Source organism: Oceanisphaera pacifica (assembly GCF_017498065.1).
Taxonomy (GTDB): domain Bacteria; phylum Pseudomonadota; class Gammaproteobacteria; order Enterobacterales; family Aeromonadaceae; genus Oceanimonas; species Oceanimonas pacifica.
The window spans coordinates 58993-83267 of the sequence record NZ_JAGDFX010000010.1; the positions used below are offsets into that span (position 1 = coordinate 58993).

Below are 24275 nucleotides of genomic sequence, written 5' to 3' on the forward strand. Positions count from 1 at the left end.
ATAGGCCCTTTACTCTTTTAATATGGCGATATTAAGCCATAAAAATTATATTAAAGATTTTCCGCTTTATCTATCTAGGCCCACCATGTACCAATCAAGAATTCGCCTGTTATTTCGCCTCCTATGGCCGCAATTTATTTGGCTTACGCTCATTTTATTAGGTGCCCGCTATGTGATGTTTCAACAGTTTACTGGCCCATCAGCATTAGTAGACCAAGCCGATGATATACGCCGTATGTGGATAACTGGCCTAAGGTATGACTTACGCATTGCTGGCATGGCCTTGGCTCCCTTGGTTTTATCTGGATTATTGCTGGCGGCTTGGCGCAGTAGTTGGCAACTTTGGCGGCACTTAGCGTTAGGGTTTATTGCCTTAGTGAGCCTGATTGTGGCGGGCTGCGCTATTAGTAACTTTTATTACTATCAGACCTATCATCGCCATTTTGATGTATTCGCCTTTGGCCTATTTGAAGATGATACATCGGCCGTGTTGGCCAATATGGGGCAAGATTATCCTATTCTGGCGGCCAGCTTGCTTGCTGTTTTGCTCGCTGCTATTCCTACCCTGTTCGCCTACTATCAATTGCGCACAGCATCAATTAAAGGCGCCATCTCTTGGCCCTTTTTCATCATCTATGTACTGATTAGCCTGACCCTTGTTTTTGCCTTCGCTCGTGGCAGTTTAGGCACCTTTCCTTTGCGCCGAGGTAATGCGCAAGTTTCTGAGCTATCGGTACTCAATCAGCTAACACCCAATGCACTGATGGCGCTAGCATGGGCGCGCAAAGATAAAATACACGACGTAAAATTTAGCCCGGTTAGCTCTGCAGAGGGCCAAGCTCTGCTAACAACCCTTAACTTTGACTCCCTTAACGGGCAAACACCGCGCAATGATTATGTTAGCCAGTATCCGCCCCATGTTGTGGTAGCCATGATGGAGGGGCTGGGCAGTAATATGCTGGCCTTTGATGAGCCTGAGCGCAACGATTTGCTAGGTCGACTACGCCCCCATTTTGAGCAGGATTTTTTATTTACTCGTTTTTTATCGCAAGATAATGGCACAGCCCCCTCATTAGCGGCGCTGTTCTTTAATAGCCCAGTGCAAAGTATTAGCCACTCATCAGCACAAACAGTTGACTTAACTACCCCCTTCGATGTGTATAAAAAAGCGGGGTATCGCAATATTTTTATTTCTCCTGGCAATATGATGTGGCGCAACTTGGTTAACTACCTGCCACTGCAAGGGGTTGATGCTGTGTATGACCAAAATGCACTGTTAGAGCATTACCCCGATGCCGAGCAATATATGACCGATTGGGGGCTGCCCGATGAATACGCTTACCGCTTAGCCGAAAAGTTATTGGCCGAGTCTGAACAGCCGTTATTTATTAGCATTTTAAGTGTGACTAATCACCCGCCTTATGTCACACCTAATACCTACACGCCAAAACCGGTTGCCATAACGCCACACTATCAGCGCCACATTGAAGAAGGGGCGATTAAACCACATAATATTTTAACAACCTTTCAGTACGCCTCCGATGCCTTAGGTGGCTTTATCAGTCATATAAAAGATTCAGATTTAGCAAAACGCACCCTGATTGCTGTAACGGGTGATCACCAAATGCGCCGTGTTAAGGCGTTTTATCCTAACGAACAAGTATTAGACAGGGGCGTACCTTTTTATCTGTATGTACCAGATAATATTCTTAACACTCGTGATTGGCACTTTGACCCGACACGCGTAGGATCACACAAAGATATTATGCCAACTCTGTATCATTACAGTCTCTCGCAGCAGCCCTACTTAGCTTTAGGTGGCCGTAATATGTTGGCTACTACTGATGATGCAGCTCGCAACTTTGGCTACAACGTCTTATTGTGGATAGACGCAAAGGGGGCTTATGTATTAAATGAATCCCCCGTCTTTTACCCTTGGCTTAATACCGATTCTCTGCAACTTGATGGCGAACAAGCTTATGCTGTGAGCCCGCAGCAAGATAAACGAATGGCCGCTTATCCTAAGCTGTTACGCTGGCATATCAATCAACAAGTTAAAGGTGAGCACACCAGTGAAAAGCAATAATGCTACCTTGGCTAGACTTAATAAGCGGCCATTGCATACCATGACCCAATAACGTCTGGTGATGTGTACATTACTCGGTACCAGTTATTCTTATTATCAAAAGAGCGTGAACTATGAATAAACAATCCAAACAGCTGCAAAAATTGCTGCTATTTCAGCTTGCGGGTCACCGTTTATTTGGCCTAGGAACGCTGAAAATTCGTGAGATCATGCCGCTGCCTCACTTAACTAAGCTGCCTAGCAGCCAAGGAGCTGTGATTGGTACCGCGACTTTTCGTGGTGCAGCTGTACCTATTATTGATATGGCAGCCGCTATTGGTTACCCGCCATTAACGGGCGAAGAAAGGGCAAACGCCACTGTTATTGTTACCGATGTTAATCGTACAGAAATCGGCTTTATGGTGCGTAACGTGCAGCGCATAGTAGAAACCGACTGGAAAGATGTCTCTCCGCCACCCAAAGCGTTAGGGAGAAATGCCTTTATTACCGGCCTTGTAACCATAGATGAAGACCTAATCCAGCTGTTAGATTTAGAGTTACTACTAGCTAAAGTCTATCCAGAGTCGTTAAGCAGCAAAGATGTATTGCTAAACGATATGGAAGTAGAGACCTTGCGAGGCTTTTCCATATTGATGGTGGATGACTCTGTGGTGGCGCGCAAACAACTCAGTGTGCTGCTAGATAGTAAAAATATCGACTATCAGGTGACTCACAACGGTAATGATGCGTTAGAACGTATGATTAACGCCAGTGAGCAGGGTAATCCAGTTGATATATTGGTTAGCGATATCGAAATGCCTGGGTTAGATGGGTATGAGTTAGCGTTTCAAATACGTAATAACAAAAGCCTGCATCAGCCCTGGATCATCTTGCACTCATCATTAAGTAGCGAAATGAGCCTAAGCTATGCCGAGCAAGTAGGTGCCGATAGAGCATTAACCAAGTTTGATGCCCACGAGTTACTGCACACCATGCTCGATGCCGCCGCAGGCCGCAAACAGTAGCGATGGCTGAAAATAATGCCCAGCGCCAGCGAGCCAAGAACAGAGCCTTATGTTAGCTGGCGCGAGGTACTAGGAGCGACACATTTAAATGCCGTATTGCTCACGGTAGGCTTGCACATTGGCTAAGTGCTCGGCCATGTCTGTTTGCTTGCTTAAATACTCAACCAAATCGGCTAAGGTAATAATAGCGGTAACCTCGGCGTTATAATCGCGCTCGACTTCTTGAATAGCCGATAACTCGCCCTTGCCCTTCTCTTGGCGGTCCAATGCAATCAACACCCCAGCTAGGTCGGCACCGTTAGCCTGAATAATATCCATAGACTCACGAATCGCGGTGCCAGCGGTGATCACATCATCCACCAACATAATACGCCCTTGCAGCGGGCTACCCACCAAGTTGCCACCCTCGCCATGATCTTTGGCCTCTTTGCGGTTAAAGCAATACGGCACATCTTGGTCGTGTAACTCTGCCAGTTGTACGGCAGTGGCACTGGCAATAGGAATACCCTTGTAAGCGGGGCCAAACAACACATCATATTGAGTGTTGGCATCCACTAGCGCAGCGGCATAAAAACGGCCTAAGCGAGCTAAGTCACGGCCACTGTTAAATAAACCAGCATTAAAGAAGTAAGGGCTAGTACGACCCGATTTTAAGGTAAATTCGCCAAATTTAAGCACGTCTTTACTCATGGCAAATTCAATAAACTCACGCTGATAAGCTTTCATCAAGTTCTCTCTTAAGATGTGATTAACGACATTAATATATTTTAGTTTTATCTTTAGCTGATGGCTTACAGCTGACCGCTGATAGCTGGCCGCATGGCTTCACGCTGAATATCGACTAATTCAGCAATCGACTGACTGGCTAGCGCCAACATATCTAACAACTGCTGATGAGTAAAAGGCGCAGCCTCGGCAGTACCTTGTATTTCTATCATCTCACCTTCAGCTGTCATCACCACGTTCATATCGGTATCGGCACTCACGTCTTCGGTATATTCCAAATCCGCCACCGCTTGGCCATCAACCATGCCCACAGAAATAGCCGCCACCCAAGTTTTCATCGGGTTTTGGGCAATCATTTTTTGAGCTTTCATCCACTGCGTGGCATAAGCCAAAGCCACACAAGCCCCGGTAATAGCAGCGGTGCGCGTGCCACCATCGGCTTGAATGACATCACAGTCTAAGGTGATGGTATGCTCACCCAGCTTTTTTAGATCGATAGCTGCCCGCAAAGCCCGGGCAATTAATCGTTGAATCTCTAGGGTACGGCCGCCTTGTTTACCGGTGGCCGCTTCACGCCTCATGCGGTTATGGGTTGAACGTGGCAACATGCTGTATTCTGCATTGACCCAACCTTGGCCTTTGCCACGCAAAAAACGGGGCACACCCTTTTCTACCGAGGCAGTACACAACACCTTGGTATCACCAAATTCAACCAACACAGAGCCCTCTGCGTGGCGGGTATAATGAGGCGTAATAGTAACGGGGCGAATTTCACCCACTGCACGGCCGCAAGCGCGTGTAGACATGGTACTCTCCAACTTAAATAGAATGATAGCGGCCTAAGGCAAAGCCCACTCGTCGTTATTATAAAGAAACAACTCCGCCATTGCATGCAAGCCCTTAGCTAAGCGCAGCATTGCTGTACAGTAAGGCCTTATGCCAAAATTACCTGTTAACGCGCCACTGATATCGAGAGCACTATGATCCACAGTATGACCGCCTATGGGCGACAAGAATTTAAGCAAGAATGGGGCACTGCCGTTTGGGAAATCCGTTCTGTTAATCAACGCTATCTAGAAACCTACACCCGTTTACCCGAGCAGTTTCGTAGCCTAGAGCCATTAATCAAAGAAAAGCTGCGATCCCGCATGCAGCGCGGCAAGGTAGAATGTGCCTTACGCTTTGAGTCAAATACCGCCGTTCAAGGCGAGTTACAGATGAATAAAGCACTGGCACAACAACTGATTAGCGGTGCCGACTGGATTATAAAAGAAGCCGGACAAGGCACGCTTAACCCAGTTGATATTTTGCGCTGGCCAGGCGTAATGGAAGCCCAAGCGCAAGACATGGACGCATTAAGCAATCAGCTTATGGCTTGCTTAGATACAGTGGTTGAGGACTTTTTAGCGGCCCGCGCCAGCGAAGGCGAACAGCTTAAAGAGCTCATTGAGCAGCGCTTGAATGGCATTGAGCAAGAAGTCTCTAAAGTAAAAACTGAGATGCCCGCTATTGTGGCTTGGCAGCGCCAGCGCCTACAAGAGCGCTTTGAAGAAGCCAACATTGAGCTAGAACCACAGCGGGTCGAACAAGAAATGGTGTTATTGGCACAAAAAGTTGATGTGGCAGAAGAGCTAGATCGCTTAGTTACGCATATTAGTGAAACCCGCAAAATTCTCAAAAAAGGCGGCGCCTGCGGCCGACGACTGGACTTTATGATGCAAGAGTTCAACCGCGAGTCTAATACGCTAGGTTCTAAATCGATCAGTACCAGCATTACCAACTCAGCCGTGGAAATGAAGGTATTAATAGAGCAAATGCGCGAGCAGATCCAGAATATTGAATAATATTATAACGAGAAGGTTATTCAACTAATAATGTCTAAAAGCCCTGCTATTTCGTTGTAAATACAGGGCTTTTATTATTCAGCCAATGGTAAATAATGGAGAAGTGATTGACATCCCTAGTGACTGATTAGACTATTTGGCATTATCACTTTTTTGTATTGAGTTTGTTGTGTTACTGAATATCTTTCGCACCCTCTTATTGTTACTGAGCGCGACTGTGCTTAGCAAAATCGCGCTTAGTGCCCTTAACCCTTTTTTAGCAGAGCAGTTATTCAGTCACAGTGGCGCTTATAGTCTCTGGTGGGGGCTGCGCCTTGATATTACCGCTGTTATGGTGATGGCCACACCTGCGGTATTATTACTACTTATCGCCCATTGGGGAAACTGGCGACCTCGCTTGGTCAAGTTATGGTTACTACTGGCCTGTTTTTGGCTGATCGTCACCACCACGGCAGATGCTATCTATATGCTAGAAGCAGGCCGACACGTCACCTTTGAAGTGTTTACCGGCCAAGGCCTAGAGCAAGGCTTGTTGGCCACCGCTGTTACCACCTACTTACCCCAAACCTTCACCGCCTTGATATTAGTGCTGCTATTCGCCTGGCTCACTTGGCGCTTGCCCATAACCGCAGCCCCAGCACCTTGTCGTTATGCGCGCATGATAGGCGGCGCTCTGGTATTAGTGCTTTGGTTAGGGGGCACAGTGACCGCGGTTCGTGGTGGTTGGAGTGATGCCCCACAATCGCCCATGAGTGCATATAAAGTTGGGGAGCCCGAGCAAGCGCTTATCGCGTGGAATGCCCCTTATGCCATTAGCTATTATTTAGCTAAAGGCAAAAAACGCGCAGCTCAGCAAATAACACCAGCGCCAACAGCACAAGAACTCGCGTTATTAGCAAAACATTTTGCTCAGCAGCCACAGTTACAATTACCAAGCAAACAAGCCAATGTGCTCATTGTACTGCTAGAAAGCTGGCCCGCAGCAGATTTAGCCAGCTACCTACCGCTCGATACCGAACAAGGCCCTAAGTCTGCGGCCCCCTACTTTGACGCTTTGCGCCAACAAAGCATCACCACCAATGCGCTATACGCTGATGGGTATCGCACTGTAGAGGGCATGTTTGCCACATTTTGCTCGTTTGCCAACCCTATAGGGGGCGGTGTGGCGGGCACACAATTACAAAGTGCCCCCTACCAATGCCTACCACAAATACTTAAAGAACAGGGCTTTGATACCCACTTTATTCAAGGCAGTGGCAAGGGCATTGTCGGCTCATTTGCGCAAAGTTTAGGCTTTACCCATTCTTATGGTAAAAAAGACTACCCCTTTGCCGGTACAGAGAACTACTGGGGGTATATGGATGACGATATTTATCGGTTTACGCTAGATAAACTCGCTCAGGCCGAGCAGCCTTTTCTGATCACGGTCAATACTGGCACTACCCACGACACTTACTTACCCAACGACAGTGACTATGTGTTTGGCAAAGATAATCGCTCTGCACTGCGACGTAATGTAATTCATCATGCCGATGGCGCACTACAACGCTTTTTAGAACAGCTACCCAAGGTGCTAGATGAGCCAACCTTAGTGGTATTAATGGCGGATCATACCGCAGGCGTTACACAACATGATCTAGACCGTAACGCCATTCCCTTTGCGATGTTTGCCACCGATGGTTCGCTGCCTGTACAAAAGCTTCCCCTTAATGCTGGTCAGCTAGATATCGCCCCCACTATTATGGACTGGCTAGGTGGCAGTGTGCCTTGGTTTACCGGACAGTCATTATTAACACAACCCTATCAAGGCTTTGCTCATTATTCTGCTGGGCAAACAGTGAATTGGATTCAAGGCCAACACTTAGTGCGATTTGATGTAACACAAGATGTCAGCCTTGAGCATAATGCCCGCTGTTTTACCATTGCCGATAACGGCATTAAGCTTCATCAAGCACAATGTGCTCAAGCACCTTATGCCGATATGCTGTCTTTAGCTCAGGCTTATACTCGCTACACCCAGTCTTTATTATTTAAAGGTAAAACCAGTGAGTTTGCCGAGTCGCTATCAAGCTCAAGTACTGTCGCCTCACAATAACTAAGAGTCTAATGTAAAAGAAATGAGGCCCCAATACGAAGACATAGGATCTGAACCGCTCATTTCCCAGATTGGTATCACACTTGTTGACCCATCACGGTTAACAACATGACCGCTCAGCCCTTGTTATCGTCAGAGCTTTATACTGAGTGTGGGTATTATTAAAGATTTCATGCCAAGTAAAATAGAAACAAGGCGGTTTTCTCTATCGAGAAGCGTGCTTTACACAAAGCAGCAACAAGCTTCTTCTAAACTTAACAACTAGGCCTTAATTGTATCTTTAGACAGTAATAAACTCGCGACCCAGCTTAACAGCTCGGTTTTACCGAGGTTTTCATCAGGAAAAAACTGATAGAGTCGAAGCGACTACCTGATCATAATGAAATTTGCGTGGAGGGCACTTCCGCAGCAAGCTATAGTTACTTTTTGATTGGTCGTTGTATTTACAGCGACCATTTTTTTATTCCCGATCTTCTGGTAAACTTGGCCGCCCTTGGTTCCAGCTCGATGCTGGCAAATAACCCCAAACGGCACACATATTATGGCGCACTGCGGTACCTTATTTATTATTTCTTCTCCTAGCGGCGCAGGCAAATCCAGTCTGATCCAAGCCCTGCTTGCGCGTCCTAGCGCCGACGGCCAGCTACAGGTGTCTGTTTCTCATACCACTCGCGGCGTACGCCCAGGTGAAGAAAATGGTATTCACTACCACTTTGTGAGTCAGAACGAGTTTAAAGTGCTGATTGAGCGCGGCGCTTTTTACGAATGGGCTCAAGTGTTCGACAACTACTACGGTACCTCACGGGAGTGGATTGACGAGCAGTTAGCGAAAGGCATAGACATATTATTGGATATTGACTGGCAGGGTGCCCGTCAAATTCGCGAACAATCTCCCAGCGCTAAATCTATCTTTATTCTTCCCCCTAGCCGAGAAGAGCTAGAACGTCGTTTAAATGCTCGTCAGCAAGACAGTGCAGACGTTATTCGGTGTAGAATGGATAAGGCGGTATCTGAGATGTCGCATTACAATGAATACGATTATTTATTGGTTAATGATAACTTTGACCAAGCATTAAATCGCCTCAGCGCCATTATAGAAGCCGAACGGGCCAATACGGGTAAACAGGCGATACGTTACCAAAACTTGCTTTCTGGCCTACTGGCGGAATAAGCTAAGATCAATTAGAATTTTGCACCTTTTTTAATCATTGGAGTCCATTATGGCACGCGTTACTGTTGAAGATGCTGTTGAGCAGGTTGGCAACCGTTTTGATTTAGTGTTGGTTGCTTCTCGTCGCGCTCGCCAACTGGCGATTCAAGGCAAAGACGCCTTAGTACCGTTAGAAAACGACAAGCCGACTGTTATCGCATTACGTGAAATTGAGCAAGGTTTAGTTAACCATGCGGTGATGGACGTACAAGACCGTCAAGAGCAGCAAGAAATGGATGCCGCTGAAATGGCTGCTGTTGCCGCTATTTCTGAAGGTCGCCTGTAACCTTTAAAGAATATCGGTAAGTCCGTTTTAGCACTAAAGCGGACTTAGCTTCTAAACGACCTAGTAACGATATCGTTTATCGAGGTATTGATTGTATCTATTTGAATCTCTTAAAGAGCTTGCTAACAGCTACTTGCCCCCCGAGCAGGTAGCGCAGCTTCAAGCCGCTTATGTGGTGGCCAGAGACGCACACCAAGGGCAAACTCGCTCAAGCGGCGAGCCCTATATCACCCATCCGGTGGCGGTGGCGCGTATTTTGGCAGAGATGCATCTTGATCATGAAACCTTAATGGCGGCCTTGTTACACGATGTAATTGAAGACACGCCCATTACTAAAAATGCCTTAGCTGAGCAATTTGGTGAGGATGTGGCTGAACTGGTGGAAGGGGTCTCTAAACTCGATAAAATTAAGTTTAGAGACCATAAAGAAGCACAAACCGAAAACTTCCGCAAAATGGTACTGGCCATGACCCAAGATATTCGGGTTATCTTAATTAAATTGGCCGACCGCACTCACAATATGCGTACTTTGGGGGCATTACGGCCCGACAAACGTCGCCGTATTGCCCGAGAAACCCTCGAAATTCATGCTCCTATCGCCAATCGTCTTGGTATTCATACTATTAAGAATGAGCTGGAAGAGCTGGGCCTAGAGGCGCTGTACCCAATGCGTACCCGAGTGTTACGTGCATCTGTACGTCGCGCACGGGGTAATCGTCATGAAATTATTCAGTCTATTTTAGAACAAATTAGTGGCCGCTTAGTTGATGCAGACATCACAGCTTCAGTGGCGGGCCGCGAAAAGAACATGTTCTCCATCTATAATAAGATGGTAAAAAAAGAACTGCAATTTCATGAAGTTATGGATATTTACGCCTTTCGCGTGATTGTGAAAGACCTAGATACTTGCTATCGCGTTTTAGGGCAAATGCATACCTTATATAAGCCTCGCCCTGGGCGCTTTAAAGATTATATTGCCATTCCTAAAACCAACGGTTATCAGTCGTTACATACTTCTTTAGTTGGCCCTCATGGGGTGCCCGTAGAAGTGCAGATCCGTACCGAGTATATGGATCAAATGGCCGATAAAGGGGTGGCTGCACATTGGGCTTATAAAGTTGATTCTGAAAAATCCAATACCACAGCGCAGGTTCGCGCCGAACGTTGGATGCAAAGCTTAGTAGAATTGCAACAAAGTGCCGGTTCGTCATTTGAGTTTATTGAAGGGGTTAAAACCGACCTTTTCCCTGACGAAATCTATGTGTTTACTCCAGAAGGCCGCATTTTAGAGCTGCCCTCGGGCGCCACACCGGTCGACTTTGCTTATGCAGTGCACACCGATATTGGTCATGCTTGTGTAGGAGCGCGCGTCGATCGCCAACCCTACCCTCTTAGCCAGCGATTGCACTCAGGCCAAACTATCGAAATTATTACCGCCCCCAACGCACGCCCTAACGCGGCTTGGCTTAATTTTGTGGTGACCTCGCGCGCGCGCACGAATATCCGTCAATTCTTAAAGAACCTGCGTACCGAAGAGTCCGTATTATTAGGCAAACGCTTATTAAATCACGCCTTGGGTGCTAAAAACCTAGAAGATATTTCGGTAGATAGAGTCGAACAGGTGCTAAAAGACACCAAATACAGCTCTATTACCGCCTTACTAGCCAATATTGGTTTAGGTAATGCAATGAGCGTGGTTATTGCTCGGCGCTTGCTAGAAGATACAGATGAAGAACCCACAGAGCGCAATAAAGCACTGAAGAAGATGCCAATTAAAGGCACCAACGACATGTTGCTGAACTTTGCTAATTGTTGTCGCCCTATTCCGGGTGACCCCATTGTGGCGCACATTAGTCCGGGTCGAGGCTTAGTGATTCATTTGGATTCTTGTAAAAATATTCGTGGCCACAATAAAGAGCAAAACAAATACCTGCCCGTGCAGTGGGATATGGATCAAGATTTTGATTTTGACTTTAAAACCGAAATTGGCATCGAAATTATCAATCAACAAGGTGCACTCGCCGGGCTGGCTAACATTATTTCTGCCACAGGTGCCAATATTCACAATATTGCTACCGAAGAAAAAGACGGCCGCGTCTATCAAGTTGAGCTGTTAATTACCACCACTAGCCGGGTTCATTTGGCTAATATCATGCGTAAAATCCGCGTAGCACCGAATGTACTTAAGGTATATCGTCTACGTAAATAACACCTTTGGGGCTCTTTGCGTCCAATATTGGCTGAGTGTTTTTACTGGGTGTTGGCTCACACAGCTCGCTGTGTTATTAAATAATAAACACTTTGGAGCCCAATATGCTTGCCCGCTTGTTATTACTCGGAACTTGCCTGCTCATGAATGCTGTCTCTGCCGCTCCCTTTTTTACTACTGAATCTCAACTGAGCGATTTAAGTCATTCAGGGCTGAATGCTCATTGGCAACGTCAAAGCGTACAGGGCGTATTTAGCAGCCACGACAATCTCGCTTTGCCCTATGCAAAACTGACTAACCCCCAACATCAGCAATCGATCATACTGGTTAATGGCCGTACAGAAACCTACTTAAAATACCAAGAGCTGGCCCTCGATTTATTTAATAATGGCTATAACGTTTATTTATATGATCATCGTGGCCAAGGTCTGGCTCCTCGTCTATTAAAAAACCAACAAATAGGTTATGTGGGGAATTTTGATGACTACGTTCAAGATCTTGAGCAGTTTGTGCAACAAGTAGTCTTAGAAGAGCCGGTCGATAGCCTGTACCTGTTATCACACTCTATGGGCGGGACTATTTCTGCACTCTGGCTAAGTCAAACCCAGGTTCGTCTGCAAGCGGCTGTGTTATCTTCCCCCATGATGGGTATTTATCTTAAACCCCTACCACGCTGGCTAGTTAATGGGCTCTTGTCAATATTTGACAGTGGTTGTGGTTGGCTGGGGCGTACGGCTTGCTATGCACCGGGGCAAGCTGATTATAAGCAGCTTCCCTTTAAAGAGAATGTGCTGACTCACAGCGAAACTCGCTATCAGCTGTTACGCGATTTATATCAGCAACAGCCTCAGTTACAGCTAGGTGGTGTAAGCGTACACTGGTTAAAGCAAGCATTAATGGCCGGAGATCAGGCTATTACAGAAGCTGGACGCATTACCACTCCCCTGCTGGTGTTACAGGCAGGTAATGATGTTGTGGTGGATAACCATGCGCAAAATCGTTTTTGTGATGCCTTGCCCTATTGTGCAGGCGGAGCGCCCAAGGTCATTGACGGCGCCTCTCATGAGCTCTTTATTGAGCAAGATAAACTGCGTAAGCCGGCGCTTCAAGCCACCTTGTCTTTTTTTGAGCAACACGAAAAACAATAGCCGTACGCGTTACCTCATAAGCCGTAAGTAAGATCCGCGACTGTGTTCGCCTTTAACTTACGGCGTATAGCGTGTGGCTTTGCTAAGGGGTCATAGATGGAATTGTTTATTGGTATTATGTCGGGAACCAGCTTAGATGGCATAGATGCCGTTTTAGTGGCCACAGATGGCAAACACGCCGAATTAAAAGCCAGTACCACTCTCCCCTTTGCCACCAATTTGCGCCAGCGCTTATTGCACCTAGCCGGTGGCGCGGCTATTACCGCTCAACAATGGGGCGAACTAGACACCGAGCTTGGCCAAGCTTATGCAGATATTGTGTTGCAGCTATTAAGCGAGTCAGGCACCTCCGCCGAGCAAGTTCGCGCCATTGGTTGCCACGGGCAAACCGTGTGGCACCAGCCAACAGGCGCCCTGCCGTTTTCATTACAGTTAGGTGACGCTAATCGAATTGCCGCATTAACAGGCATAGTCACCATTAATGATTTTCGCCGTAAAGACATGGCGTTAGGCGGCCAAGGTGCTCCCTTAGTACCGGCTTTTCATCAGCAAGTATTAGGTGACACAAAACAAGTACGCATTGTGGTAAATATTGGCGGCATTGCCAATATTACGGTGCTTGCGCCAGGGCAAGCGGCCGTGGGCTATGACGTAGGGCCGGGTAATATGCTAATGGATATGTGGTGCAAACAGCACTGCGGACTCCCATTTGATAAAGACGCAGCACTGGGTCGACAAGGCCAAGTGAACCCCGCCTTACTATCGCGCTTACTCAGTGAGCCTTGGCTGGCACAGCCTGCTCCTAAAAGTACCGGCCGTGAGCTATTTAGCGCGCCATGGTTAGCCCAGCACTTATTCGATAATATTTCGGTGGCAGATGTACAAGCCACTTTGGCTGAGTTTAGCGCCCAAGCCATTGCTAACGAGGTCGATAAGTGGCCCGTAGGCGAGCTATTAGTCTGTGGCGGCGGCGGCCATAACCCGTTATTAATGCAGCGCTTAAGCGCTTTGCTGCCTCAGTGGCAAGTGGATACCACAAACCGTGCTGGGGTTGATATGGACGCTATGGAAGCCATGGCCTTTGCCTGGCTGGCCCACCAAACATTAAAGGGTTTACCAGGTAATTTACCTTCTGTTACCGGTGCCAGCCGCCCCGCCATTTTAGGTGCCATCCATTTGCCGTAAGTCTTGCAGGCGCCAGTAATGCCATACGCTGTACGTTAAGGGCAACAACTAATTACCAAGATAGACCAAAAGGTATATCTGCAACGCTTCTTTATAACGAAAGGCACGGAAGAACACGGAAAAATAAAGATCAGATCTGAAAAAACCAAAGCTATATGAGTAAGGGCCAAATACCAAACCATCAGCGGGCAGGACTTTTGAACTTACCATTAAAAAATCACTTATCACTTTTCGACCTTATCTCATGTTAATTTTTCCGAGGGTTCCGTGGATTCCGTTGCAAAGAGGCTTGAGGTTTGGTGTTATCTCGCCCTCTTTACTCTTCACGCCCTTTTTAAGGAGTATTAAATGCCCACTTCAAATTTACTCAACGACTTAGCTAAGCTGGCCTCTGAAGGGCGAAACCCGGATACCTTAGATATCGACCGCCAATCCACCCTTGAGATGCTGACCACCATTAATAACCAAGATAAGCAGGTGCCAGCGGCTATCGCCAAGGTATTACCTGCCATAGCAGCAGCGGTCGATAGCATTGTTACTGCCTTTCAACAAGGCGGGCGGCTGATTTATATGGGGGCGGGGACCAGTGGCCGTTTAGGGGTATTGGATGCCTCTGAATGCCCGCCCACTTTTAGTGTGCCGCCAGACATGGTGATCGCCTTAATTGCCGGAGGAAAAGAAGCCATGTTTCGCGCTCAAGAGGGTGCTGAAGATAACCAACAATTAGGCGCCGATGACTTAGCCGCACTCACCCTAACCAACAAAGATATAGTGGTCGGCATAGCAGCCAGTGGTCGCACGCCCTATGTGCTGGGCGGTTTAGCCTACGCGCGCAAGGTAGGGGCCACTACAGTGGCACTCGCTTGCAACAGCGGCTCGGCCATTGGGCTGGCCGCCGATATTGCGATTGAGCCGCAAGTGGGCCCAGAGGTGATTACCGGCTCTACCCGATTAAAATCGGGCACTGCACAAAAGCTGGTGCTCAATATGCTCAGTACCGCCAGCATGATCCGCATTGGCAAGGTGTATCAAAACCTAATGGTGGATTTAAACGCCAGCAACTTAAAACTAGAAGCCCGTGCGCTGCGCATTGTGATGCAAGCCACCGAGGCCTCAGAGGCTCAGGCCATAGCAGCCCTTAAAGCCGCCGACAATCAAGTAAAGCTGGCCATTTTAATGTTGCTATCAGGATTAGATAAAGACACCGCCACCGCACAGTTAGCACAACACCAAGGCGGGTTGAACGCAGCTTTAAGCCGTCAGCGGTAAGCTGTCAGCTAAAAATAATACCAAGTGCCCAACTACACACTCAGCAAGATGAGATAGCCGCGATCCTAAGAGCCCGTGTTTATGTTGTTCTGACCGCTGAAAGCTGATGGCTGAAAGCTGATAGCTATCTTTCAAGGTTCTTCATTAAGCTGGGCGCGTAGTTTTTCTTCGCGCTTTAAATACCAGTTCGCCTTAAAAGAGGTCCACCAGTCGGCTGATAGCTCGCCGCCATAAGCTTCTAGTAATTCAATCACCCGCTCTAGGGTTAACACGGCAACGTCATATTCAATTTCTAACCACTGCTTGCGCACCACCACTTTAGCAACACCGGCTTCATGGTTAAATTGTTTCGCTAATAACTCTATTTGCAGCTGATTTAAGTCATCTAGTCGTAAGCGTCGTCGCACCGGAACAACTTCACTTTGGTCATCAAGCTCTGATGTACTCATACATTGCCCCTTAATTAATAACAGAGATTAGCTGCCTATTGCTAAGCCAAGACCGTTGCAATAGGCAGCTTGCTCATGGAACATATTGACTTAGAATACACAAAAAATCCCCATCAACAAATGAAGAGGTTATCATGGACGCGACCGTTACGCTTAAAGCCACCACCACAGAACCCGCGGTTACCCTAGCCGCCATTGGCCAAGGCTCTTGGTATATGGGCGAAGGCTTAGCGCCACGCCGCGATGAAGTGCGCGCCATTCAACAAGGGCTAGACTTAGGGCTTACCTTGGTAGATACCGCCGAAATGTATGCCGACGGCGGCGCCGAAGAAGTAGTAGGCGAGGCATTAAAAGGGCGCCGTGAACAGGCGTTTTTAGTGTCTAAGGTCTATCCGTGGAATGCGGGCAAACGCAGCGCGATTCAAGCCTGTGAAGACAGCTTACAACGCCTAGGCACCGATTATTTAGATATGTACCTACTGCATTGGCCCGGTGGCATAGCGCTAGAAGAAACCCTAAGCGCCTTTGAGCAATTGCGCCTTGATGGCAAGATCAAACGCTTTGCCGTGTCTAACTTTGATCATGATGAATTACAGCTATGGCATTACTTAAGCGGCCAAGATACCGCCGTTAATCAGGTGCTGTACCACTTAGGTTCTCGTGGCATTGAGCATTCGTTACGCCCTTGGCAGCGCCAGCAAGATATTGTCACTATGGGCTATTGCCCGCTGGCCCAAGGTGGCCGCTTACAGCGCGACTTAATGACGCACCCCGAGCTACAGGCTATCGCCAATGAGCTTAATATTAGTGTGCCGCAGCTGTTATTAGCGTGGGCAATTCGTCCTATAGATGGCAAACGCGATTTAATTGCGATTCCTAAAGCCGTGCAGCCGCAGCATGTACAGCAAAATGCCGACGCCTTAAATATTAAACTCAACAGCGACGTACTCGCCCGTTTAGATGCCGCTTTTCCGGCACCTAAGCGCAAAACACACTTGGATATTGTTTAGCCCCCTCCGGGAGCAATATGCTTGACGCCGTACGCTGTAAGAGAAAACTGCCTTATACCGTGACTATGAGGGTTATCTGGGTCACGGTATAAATATACAACTAACTCCCTGTGGTCGTACCGGATCTGTCATCGCCGCCCAGGGGCATTGCCGAGTAGAATTAATTAAAGCGTATTTCATCTAAATCCAACAATGTGACCATGTCTCGAGCCACTTCATCCGAAATTTTCTGCTCTCGCGCCAACAGATAAATAGCTTGGCGAGCAGTATCTATGATAGCTAAGCGCATTTTCCGCTCTACTTCATACTGCAAATGCTGCACATTCTCTGGATCTCGATATGAGTCAAAAGTATGTTCAAACTCTTCCCATATTCGCTGCTTTACCCCCGCAAAATAATCGACACTCAACGCAGTATTAGTGCTAGCTAGTTGCTGTAGCAACTCAGTGAGATGCTTTTCACCAGACTGGCGTGCGGCAGCGATAGCTAACCTTTTCTGCTGTGCTAAAGGGGATTGTAAATGCTCGTGATCTTCGGCACTTCTAAGTAATAATGGCAAGCAAACACTGGCGGTTATCAAGCTAATAATGATCACAGAGGCGGCCAGAAAAATAGCCAAGTCTCGCCCCGGAAAATCCTCACCACTGGGCAACAATAAAGGCAAGGTCAGCACGCCAGCTAAGGTAATAGTGCCGCGCACACCGCCCACGGACACCAGCACTATATCCCGTAAATTATGGTCATCGAAGCGGATGAAGCGCTTATGTTTTACCAAAGAAGTTATATTTACCGAGATAAAGACCCAGCTAAAGCGCAGCACAATCAATACCAAGAAAATGACCACCGCATACAGCAATAACCACCAAGCACTGTTCTGTTCGAGATTGGCCATCACATCCAGAGCACCCGTAAAGATATCGGGCAGCTGTTCGCCCAACAACACAAAAATGGCCCCGTTTAAGGTGAACTGAATGGTGTCCCAAGTGGCGGTGCGGCGCATGCGGGTCATGGGCGAGATAGCCCCACCCAGCTCTAAGCGACTCATGGTAATACCGGCGGCCACCGCCGCTAATACGCCAGAAGCATCAATGTATTCAGCGGCGGCGTAGGCGGCAAACGGCGTCAGCAGGCTGAGTAGCACTTCAGAGCCCAGCTCTTCACCATATTTAGCGGTAAATTTACGACGCACATAAGACAGCAGCCAAGTCACGGCAACCCCAGTGCCAATGCCGATTAAAGCCACCCATAAAAAAGTGCCGGCGGCGTTATAAATAGAGAAGGTGCCGGTTACCGCCACTAACACCGCCATTCTAAAGGCTACTAGACCAGTGGCGTCATTAAATAAGGCTTCCCCTTCTAGAATGGACATCACGCGTTCGGGCAGTGCTAGCTTGCGCGCTATGCCAGCTACAGCCACCGGATCCGTGGGCGATAAAATAGCAGCTAGGGCAAAGGCGACCGGCAACGGTAGGCTTGGGATCAGCAAATTAATAATATACCCCAGCCCTATCATGGTAATAATCACCAGGCCAAAGGCGAGCTGAAAAATATTCATGCGCTGTTTTTTAAGCACATCATTGGGCATGCGCCAGCCATCAAGAAATAATAACGGCGGAATAAACAGTAAGAAGAACACATGAGGATCCAGCTCTATGCCTTCGGAAAACACTCCGGCAATCAGGCCGCCTAAGCCAATTTGTATTAATGGCAGCGGTATACTGATGGGCAGCATTCTAACAATAGCGCCGCTTGCTAGAATTGCTAACAAGATGGCAAAAATGACGCCAATACTCTCCATGCTCTTTCCTTAACCAATTATTTTAAGTTTACATTATCCGGTTCATCCTTGCGGCTGGCGCAGACCTTGATAATCGACAGATTAAGCTAAATATTTTTCTAGCCTAAACTATAATGCCATTTTCAATAAAAATCAGCTGATCAGTTTTCGCTAGGAACCGTTTAACGATTTATTAAGCTTACTTTTTAAAATACAGCTGTGTTATGACATTATTCATACTTTCTGGCTAGAAAAGTTTTTATTTGCCAGTTTAAAAATGCTTGGCATAATGTTGCCTTAGCTGCACTTAAAGTTAATTTAAGTGTCTTTGAAGATATAAGTGCACCTCACTCAATGTTTGAACCCCAGTACGGCAGCTGCGCCAGCTTTAGTGACGATTCATTTAATAAGGAAGTTAAAATGTCTAAGCCAAACCTCTTTATGCGCTCCGTAGTCGCCAGCCTAGTCGCCGGTGCCATAGTGATACCTAATATGGTCGCCGCTTGCACTTCGCTGTTATATACAGATGCCAACGGCGCTCACTATGCGGGTCGAACCATGGAGCTTCCTATGGAGCTGCCCTATCAGGCAACCTATTTCCCTAAAGGCGCCAGCTTTGGCTCTAAAGCCGACCATCATCACACCTTAGACTTTACTGGTCAGTTTGGCTTTATGTCACTAACAGTCCCAGATCCTGTGACTAAGGATCTGAAAGTAGTAGAGGGCTTAAACGATCAAGGCTTAAGCTTCAGCGTGCTGGCTTATGCCAATACCGAAGGTCCAAAAGACATGGTGGACAACACCACAGGCGTACTGGCCGCCATCGACTTAGGTGCTTGGGCGTTATCGCAGTTTAAAGATGTGGCCGCAGTAAAAGCCGCTTTAGCGAAGCAAGAAGTTTTGGTCACGGCCCTATTGCCCCTAGGTATCATGAAAACCCCTTTCCATTACACTCTGCATGATGCCAGCGGTGCCTCTTTGGTGATTGAATTTGCCAACGGCAAACAAACGGTGATCGATAATCCACTCGGGGTAATGACCAATGGCCCCGAGTTTGCTTGGCACATGACCAACCTGAATAACTACACTTTTTTAAATAATAAGGATCAGTCTAAGTTGGAATTAAATGGGGTGAGCTTCCAACAACCCGACTCTGGCATCGCCACCGCAGGCCTGCCTGCTTCTAATACGTCTGTGGGTCGTTTTGTACGCGGCGTGTATTACTCACAGTTTGCCGAAAAAGCCAAAACACCCGAGCAAGCCATCACCACCTTGGCCCATGTGATGAATAACTTTGACCGTCCGCGGGGCATTACCATGGACGAGCGTTTTAAAGGCGAGATTGCCAACATTACCGCACCGGGCGTTGAGGGGCACGCCACCTATACCACCGAATACACCTCTTGGACTGCTTTGTCAGACTTAGCGCAATTACAATTTAAGGTCCGCAGCTACAACAGCCTTAATTACATCAATTTTAACCTGAAAGCACTGGCAAAAGAGTCCCGCCAAAAGACGGTTCATTTGAGCAAGATTAACGCCGATGTCAGCTCAGGTACCCAAGCGCTGCTAGACATCAAATAAACGCGTTCTGGTCACCTCAGCCATAATCCAGCCCAGCAAGACCTGCTCTAAACCGCAGGTTTTGCTGCTCAAGGCGGCGCTGAATATTCTATTCTCATAATTAAGGTGTGAACTCCGTATGATGCGCTTCGCCATTTGTGGTTTGTTAATAAGTAGCTTAATGGCTTGCACCCACCCCAAGCTCGCGGAGCAAACCCCTGCTCCGCGAGCGGCTTCTTACACGCAAGTTACACCAGACTTCTCGTTAACTCGCCTGCCCACCCCTGCCGTCACTTTGCTAGACACCCAGCATTCCTATAGCTTGGCGGAGCTTATTGACTTAGCCCAGAAAAACAATCCGCTGACCCGCATCGCATGGCTAGAAGCAGAGCGCGCTGCCTTGGCCAGCGGCATGGTAAAAGCCACCTATTTGCCGATGCTTTCTGCCAGTGTGATTGGCGGTTATCAACACAGTAAACGCCACACCCGCACCGAGCTCGACACCCTACTCGGTACGCTTGACGTTAACACCCGCACTCATAATCACATTAGCGGCGTGGTGCCGGCACTTACCTTAGAATGGTTACTGTTTGATTTTGGCAAACGCGACGCCTTACATCAGGCCGCTCAAGAGCTGACCTTGGCCAGCCAAAGAAAATTTAGCGCCGCCCATCAAGGGGTGATCTTTAACGTGACCCGTACCTTTTTTAATTACAGCGCCAGCGCCGAAAATGCCCAGCTTAGCGCTCAGCATTTAACCCACTCCTTGACCCTAAAAACCGCGGCCCAAGCACGGTTTAATAAAGGGGTGGCCACCTCCATAGAAGTGGCGCAGGCCACGCAGCTGGCAGCCCAAGCCAAGTTAATTGCGGTACAAAACCAAGGCTTAGCGCGCGACGCCTATCAAGCCTTGTTGTCGGCTGTCGGCTTACCCGCCAACACTCAGCTAACGGTGGCTAGCGCTCAAGACCGCACCTTACCTACCTTGGCCGACTTGCCGAGTGAGGAATTATTGCAACAAGCTCTCGCCTATCGACCGGATTTATTGGCAGTAGATGCGGCCCGGCGCGCCGCCGAGCAAGGCATTCTCTCGGCAAAAGCCAATTACATGCCTAAGGTGGCCCTACTAGGAGTGGCGGCCCATGGCAATGCGGATTTTGATGTGCGGGGGATTGGCGCTATGAGTCCGCACTCGTCTTTCCAAGCAATTTTATTAGGCATCAGCCTGCCGCTCTTTGATGGCGGTTTACGACGGATGCGCTTATATGAAGCCCAAGCGCTTGCCGAGTCGGCTCAAGAATTAGTGCGTAAAACCCAAAGTGATGCCTTACAAGAAATGCACTTAGCCGTAAACACCTTGCGCTCGGCACTGGAAGCTCACGAAGCAGCCAGCGAATTAGTGGCGGCGGCCAGTTTAACCTACGACGCGGCCAGCGATGCTTATCAGGTAGGGGTAGGCAATATGATGTTGGCCACCGAAGCGGCCAACGGTTTATTAGATGCCACTCAAGCTAAAAATTTAGCATACACCAGCGCCTTAGTGGCCAGTGCTAATGTGGCGTTTATGATGGGTCAGTTAAACCAAGCGCCTGACGCTCAACACGTCGCATTAGGGCTGCCAGACGCTGCTGACTCTGGGCTAGATTTAAGCCATTAGTTTGTAGTTTTTTCGACTCAAAGTTGGCCATGTTTATCTGGTATTTAAGTTCCTCGAGCTCGGTGGTGGCGCGAGCGGCCAACACCACCTGCGACATCGGCTCTATGGTCTGCTGCCATTGACTAAGGGTTTGTTCTAAGTCACTTAAGCCCTCGTTCACCTGATGCAAAATGCTATAGGGCCAGATCTGAGTAAACGCCAGATACATCATCAGATTACCCAGCAAAATGCCCACTATTCTGTCGCCCGCTACACTTAAATCCACATCTGGGCCAAAACCTTGCAGACTTATCAATAAGAAGGCAAAGGCAATTTGTAAGCCCGTATACGCCACTCGCTCCGAACCTAGGCTGATCCACGCCGCCAAAGTACTGACCAGCAGTACCGCAACCATTAAGGACACGATAGAGGTCATGTGGGGCATAAAGAACACCAATAAGATCACCCCTAAGGTGGCACCAATTAAGCAACCTATAATTCGCAGCATTAACTTGTTGACGGTTTCACCGCTGCTGCCCAAGCAAGCCACGTAGCAGGTAACGAGAGCAGTATGTATGCCCTCCCATTCAATAGCGCTGTAAATTAAATAACATAAAATGGCCGCCGCCGTGGTTTTAAGGGCGGTTCTTTGATAACTGGGATTGGTAAAAACGTCTTTAACAAAAAACGGCGTTTTTTCGCGGGGAATAATAAAGTTTTCTGTCGCTGGAGTTGCTTGCAGTACCTGCAAGGTCTGAGCGATACCTTGCAGCACCCCAGGCATAAAGTGCTCAGGGGATGGCGCTTGATGAGGCGCAAAGCAAGAAAATTGACTTCTTAATTGCTGAGCTGCGACTCGACAAGTTTGGGCCAATTGGGCTCTTTGCGCTAACTCTTGCTCACTCAGCTTGGTGTCTGGCATCAACGCTGGGCTGCTCAACTTTAAGCAACTTAACAACAGCTGATAGCTTTGCACTACCGCCAATGACAGCGCCCTTTGTTTGGGTTTTGAGACAAGGTGCAATAGTTCTAACCACTGCAAGCGTTTTTGTTGTGCGGCTATGCCCTCGGCTAACGCCTGCCACAGCGCTGTTTGACCCGCTTGTTGCTCTAGGCTGTCAGCCGCCAACTCTAAGCGCTGAGCCACCTCATCGGCCAATACCCGCTGAGGTGGTCGACCCAATAGCAGATTAAAGCTGATGACTAAGGCCATGGGCGCCGCAACCATCAACCAGGCATAGAGCAGGGCGCGTGTGGCCAGCTCGCCCACCGGCACATGCACCAACAAGGTCATCACAAAGGCGACCACCAAGGCAATAATACCGCCCAAGGGCCCTAAACCACTGGTCACGCCCAAAAATAGCAATCCCACAGAGCTTACCGCCATCACCGCCAACCGCGCCGGTGGCGAGCCAATGGTCAGATTAATTAAGCCCACTAATAGCAACACCACTATCGACACTAACACCACTAACGCCGTGGCCATCAAGGTGCTTTCGGCAGCATCAGATTTCATCACAAAGAAAATCACATAACAGCTCAGCATGGCCGCCGGAATCTGAAAGGCCATGGACACCAGCGTCATCAAAGCACACAACACGGCAATGCGCCAAGTTTGTGGCCAACGGCCAGGATAAGGCCTTAAATCTTGTTTAATCCCCGAGCACCACAGGTGAATGGCTTTTGAGCTACTCATCACATAGCTCACCATGATGAACTATAGTGGTGGCCGAAGCCCCCATACGCAGTAACCAAACATGCTCTGGAGCAAATTCTAATCGAATGCGCACCGGAAACCGTTGCGCCACCCGCACCCAGTTCATCGACTTTTGAATATAGGGCATCTGTCTGGGCAAACTTATCATATCGCCACTGCTCACCCCCCAGCCTATGCTCTCTACTCGGCCCTTAATAGCGGTGTTAGGGTCGGCTAGCACATAGACGGTGGCGCAGCTGCCAGGGGAGATGCGCTGTAAGTCTGTTTCGCGATACATACCCACCGCATGCCAATCACCGGTATCCACCAAGGTGAAAACGCTCTCTTGGGGCAGTAAATATTCGCCTACGTTAGCGGTTAACCCCACAACATAACCATCATGGGGCGCACTGATTTTAGTTTGTCTTTTATCCCGCTCCGCCATCGCCAAACCACTGCGGCGCATGTCTACCATGGCCTGTTCGGCGTGCGTATTACTGACTAGGGCGTCCGCCGCCCCCGCCTGCTCGGTGGCTTGGCGCAACGAGATTTGGGCATCGCGAGTTAAGGTATTCGCTTGGTCTAATTGCTGCTGGGTGACGTAACCCTTAGGTGCCAACGAAGCCATACGGGCTTGACTTTGTTTGGCCAAAGCTAAATTTGTGCGCGCCCGTTCAATCTGCTCGGTACTCACGGTGACGTTATGAGATTCGGCCTTGATCACTCGCTCTTTACTGGCTAATACGGCTTCGGCTAATGCCAGTTCTGCCTGAGCTTGTTGTAATCGCAATTCATAAAACTCCGGGTCCACGGCAAACAGCAATTGGCCTTTTTTAACCTTTTGCCCTTCTTGCACGTACAAGTCGGTAATTTTGCCCGGCACCGAGCTGGTAATATGCACCACACCCGCTTCTAAAGTGGCATCTTCTGACAGCGGGTTGTTCGCCGCCTGCTGCCAATATAAGAGCCCAAAAATAACGGCGGCCATCACTATCGCCACACTGACTAACAGCGCCAATACTTTGTTATGTGCCACTGGCACATCCGCGGTGGCGGCTACAGTTTCATGTTTCATATCTCAC

General features: G+C 48.4%; 19 protein-coding genes. 13 read left to right on the forward strand and 6 right to left on the reverse strand.

Translation table 11 applies throughout. The features are described 5' to 3' along the window. Window positions 1-85 precede the first annotated feature (85 nt). Complete coding sequence (locus J3U76_RS09690; RefSeq protein ID WP_208005773.1) at window positions 86-2086, forward strand: LTA synthase family protein; 2001 nt, start codon at window positions 86-88, stop codon at window positions 2084-2086. Between the two features lie 113 nt (window positions 2087-2199). Then, window positions 2200-3090 (forward strand): chemotaxis protein, encoded by an 891-nt coding sequence (locus tag J3U76_RS09695; protein WP_208005774.1) that lies wholly within the window; start codon window positions 2200-2202, stop codon window positions 3088-3090. Between the two features lie 84 nt (window positions 3091-3174). Here the strand turns inward: J3U76_RS09695 and pyrE are convergent, their stop codons facing one another. Beyond that, entirely contained in the window at window positions 3175-3816 is a 642-nt protein-coding gene (gene pyrE / locus J3U76_RS09700; protein WP_208005775.1) for an orotate phosphoribosyltransferase, read from the reverse strand. A gap of 65 nt (window positions 3817-3881) precedes the next feature. Next, window positions 3882-4622: a ribonuclease PH gene (rph, locus tag J3U76_RS09705; protein WP_208005776.1), complete on the reverse strand. Its 741-nt coding sequence runs from the start codon at window positions 4620-4622 to the stop codon at window positions 3882-3884. Window positions 4623-4796: 174 nt separating this feature from the next. On the opposite strand from rph, the gene J3U76_RS09710 reads away from it, so the two are divergent. From J3U76_RS09710 to murQ, 8 genes are all read left to right on the forward strand, one after another. Continuing rightward, window positions 4797-5660 carry a YicC/YloC family endoribonuclease gene (locus tag J3U76_RS09710; RefSeq protein WP_208005777.1) on the forward strand — a complete coding sequence of 288 codons (864 nt, stop codon included), beginning with the start codon at window positions 4797-4799 and terminating at the stop codon, window positions 5658-5660. Between the two features lie 169 nt (window positions 5661-5829). Beyond that, window positions 5830-7755: an LTA synthase family protein gene (locus tag J3U76_RS09715; protein ID WP_208005778.1), complete on the forward strand. Its 1926-nt coding sequence runs from the start codon at window positions 5830-5832 to the stop codon at window positions 7753-7755. A gap of 541 nt (window positions 7756-8296) precedes the next feature. Further along, window positions 8297-8926 carry a guanylate kinase gene (gene gmk / locus J3U76_RS09720; protein WP_208005779.1) on the forward strand — a complete coding sequence of 210 codons (630 nt, stop codon included), beginning with the start codon at window positions 8297-8299 and terminating at the stop codon, window positions 8924-8926. 49 nt (window positions 8927-8975) lie between these two features. Beyond that, complete coding sequence (rpoZ, locus tag J3U76_RS09725) at window positions 8976-9251, forward strand: DNA-directed RNA polymerase subunit omega (protein ID WP_208005780.1); 276 nt, start codon at window positions 8976-8978, stop codon at window positions 9249-9251. A 91-nt stretch (window positions 9252-9342) separates the two neighbouring features. Beyond that, window positions 9343-11460, forward strand: coding sequence for a bifunctional GTP diphosphokinase/guanosine-3',5'-bis pyrophosphate 3'-pyrophosphohydrolase (spoT, locus tag J3U76_RS09730; protein WP_208005781.1), 2118 nt, complete (start codon window positions 9343-9345; stop codon window positions 11458-11460). 104 nt (window positions 11461-11564) lie between these two features. Next, the gene (locus tag J3U76_RS09735) at window positions 11565-12608 is read left to right on the forward strand and encodes an alpha/beta fold hydrolase (RefSeq protein ID WP_208005782.1); all 1044 of its coding nucleotides are present in this window, start codon (window positions 11565-11567) and stop codon (window positions 12606-12608) included. Between the two features lie 96 nt (window positions 12609-12704). Then, window positions 12705-13793, forward strand: coding sequence for an anhydro-N-acetylmuramic acid kinase (locus tag J3U76_RS09740; RefSeq protein WP_208005783.1), 1089 nt, complete (start codon window positions 12705-12707; stop codon window positions 13791-13793). Window positions 13794-14141: 348 nt separating this feature from the next. Further along, window positions 14142-15062, forward strand: coding sequence for an N-acetylmuramic acid 6-phosphate etherase (gene murQ, locus J3U76_RS09745; protein ID WP_208005784.1), 921 nt, complete (start codon window positions 14142-14144; stop codon window positions 15060-15062). Between the two features lie 131 nt (window positions 15063-15193). Here murQ and J3U76_RS09750 read toward each other — a convergent pair whose 3' ends face one another. Continuing rightward, complete coding sequence (locus tag J3U76_RS09750) at window positions 15194-15511, reverse strand: hypothetical protein (RefSeq protein WP_208005785.1); 318 nt, start codon at window positions 15509-15511, stop codon at window positions 15194-15196. A 134-nt stretch (window positions 15512-15645) separates the two neighbouring features. Between J3U76_RS09750 and J3U76_RS09755 the strand changes: the two genes are divergently transcribed. Further along, window positions 15646-16521: an aldo/keto reductase gene (locus J3U76_RS09755; RefSeq protein ID WP_208005786.1), complete on the forward strand. Its 876-nt coding sequence runs from the start codon at window positions 15646-15648 to the stop codon at window positions 16519-16521. Window positions 16522-16681: 160 nt separating this feature from the next. Here the strand turns inward: J3U76_RS09755 and J3U76_RS09760 are convergent, their stop codons facing one another. After that, complete coding sequence (locus J3U76_RS09760; protein ID WP_208005787.1) at window positions 16682-18319, reverse strand: Na+/H+ antiporter; 1638 nt, start codon at window positions 18317-18319, stop codon at window positions 16682-16684. 399 nt (window positions 18320-18718) lie between these two features. Between J3U76_RS09760 and J3U76_RS09765 the strand changes: the two genes are divergently transcribed. Then, entirely contained in the window at window positions 18719-19882 is a 1164-nt protein-coding gene (locus J3U76_RS09765) for a linear amide C-N hydrolase (RefSeq protein WP_243454186.1), read from the forward strand. A gap of 118 nt (window positions 19883-20000) precedes the next feature. Next, a complete protein-coding gene (locus tag J3U76_RS09770; RefSeq protein WP_208005788.1) occupies window positions 20001-21518 on the forward strand; it encodes a TolC family protein in 1518 nt (505 codons plus the stop codon). On the opposite strand, the gene J3U76_RS09775 is transcribed toward J3U76_RS09770, so the two are convergent. Both J3U76_RS09775 and mdtN read right to left on the reverse strand, forming a co-directional pair. After that, window positions 21424-23193 (reverse strand): FUSC family protein, encoded by a 1770-nt coding sequence (locus J3U76_RS09775; RefSeq protein ID WP_208005789.1) that lies wholly within the window; start codon window positions 23191-23193, stop codon window positions 21424-21426. The two genes, J3U76_RS09770 and J3U76_RS09775, sit on opposite strands and share 95 nt — an antisense overlap. Continuing rightward, window positions 23186-24268, reverse strand: a complete 1083-nt coding sequence (mdtN, locus tag J3U76_RS09780) for a multidrug transporter subunit MdtN (RefSeq protein WP_208005790.1) — start codon at window positions 24266-24268, stop codon at window positions 23186-23188. Before mdtN ends, J3U76_RS09775 begins: the two co-directional genes overlap by 8 nt. Between the last annotated feature and the right edge of the window lie 7 nt (window positions 24269-24275).

Excerpts from the sequence above, each read along its gene's own strand:
- J3U76_RS09760 (WP_208005787.1), bottom strand. The coding sequence starts at position 18,319 with ATGGAGAGTATTGGCGTCATTTTTGCCATCTTGTTAGCAATTCTAGCA.
- J3U76_RS09750 (WP_208005785.1), bottom strand. The coding sequence starts at position 15,511 with ATGAGTACATCAGAGCTTGATGACCAAAGTGAAGTTGTTCCGGTGCGA.
- J3U76_RS09735 (WP_208005782.1), top strand. The coding sequence starts at position 11,565 with ATGCTTGCCCGCTTGTTATTACTCGGAACTTGCCTGCTCATGAATGCT.
- rph (WP_208005776.1), bottom strand. The coding sequence starts at position 4,622 with ATGTCTACACGCGCTTGCGGCCGTGCAGTGGGTGAAATTCGCCCCGTT.
- J3U76_RS09690 (WP_208005773.1), top strand. The coding sequence starts at position 86 with ATGTACCAATCAAGAATTCGCCTGTTATTTCGCCTCCTATGGCCGCAA.
- J3U76_RS09770 (WP_208005788.1), top strand. The coding sequence starts at position 20,001 with ATGATGCGCTTCGCCATTTGTGGTTTGTTAATAAGTAGCTTAATGGCT.
- J3U76_RS09740 (WP_208005783.1), top strand. The coding sequence starts at position 12,705 with ATGGAATTGTTTATTGGTATTATGTCGGGAACCAGCTTAGATGGCATA.
- mdtN (WP_208005790.1), bottom strand. The coding sequence starts at position 24,268 with ATGAAACATGAAACTGTAGCCGCCACCGCGGATGTGCCAGTGGCACAT.
- J3U76_RS09755 (WP_208005786.1), top strand. The coding sequence starts at position 15,646 with ATGGACGCGACCGTTACGCTTAAAGCCACCACCACAGAACCCGCGGTT.
- gmk (WP_208005779.1), top strand. The coding sequence starts at position 8,297 with ATGGCGCACTGCGGTACCTTATTTATTATTTCTTCTCCTAGCGGCGCA.
- murQ (WP_208005784.1), top strand. The coding sequence starts at position 14,142 with ATGCCCACTTCAAATTTACTCAACGACTTAGCTAAGCTGGCCTCTGAA.
- rpoZ (WP_208005780.1), top strand. The coding sequence starts at position 8,976 with ATGGCACGCGTTACTGTTGAAGATGCTGTTGAGCAGGTTGGCAACCGT.
- J3U76_RS09775 (WP_208005789.1), bottom strand. The coding sequence starts at position 23,193 with ATGAGTAGCTCAAAAGCCATTCACCTGTGGTGCTCGGGGATTAAACAA.
- pyrE (WP_208005775.1), bottom strand. The coding sequence starts at position 3,816 with ATGAAAGCTTATCAGCGTGAGTTTATTGAATTTGCCATGAGTAAAGAC.
- J3U76_RS09695 (WP_208005774.1), top strand. The coding sequence starts at position 2,200 with ATGAATAAACAATCCAAACAGCTGCAAAAATTGCTGCTATTTCAGCTT.
- J3U76_RS09765 (WP_243454186.1), top strand. The coding sequence starts at position 18,719 with ATGTCTAAGCCAAACCTCTTTATGCGCTCCGTAGTCGCCAGCCTAGTC.
- J3U76_RS09710 (WP_208005777.1), top strand. The coding sequence starts at position 4,797 with ATGATCCACAGTATGACCGCCTATGGGCGACAAGAATTTAAGCAAGAA.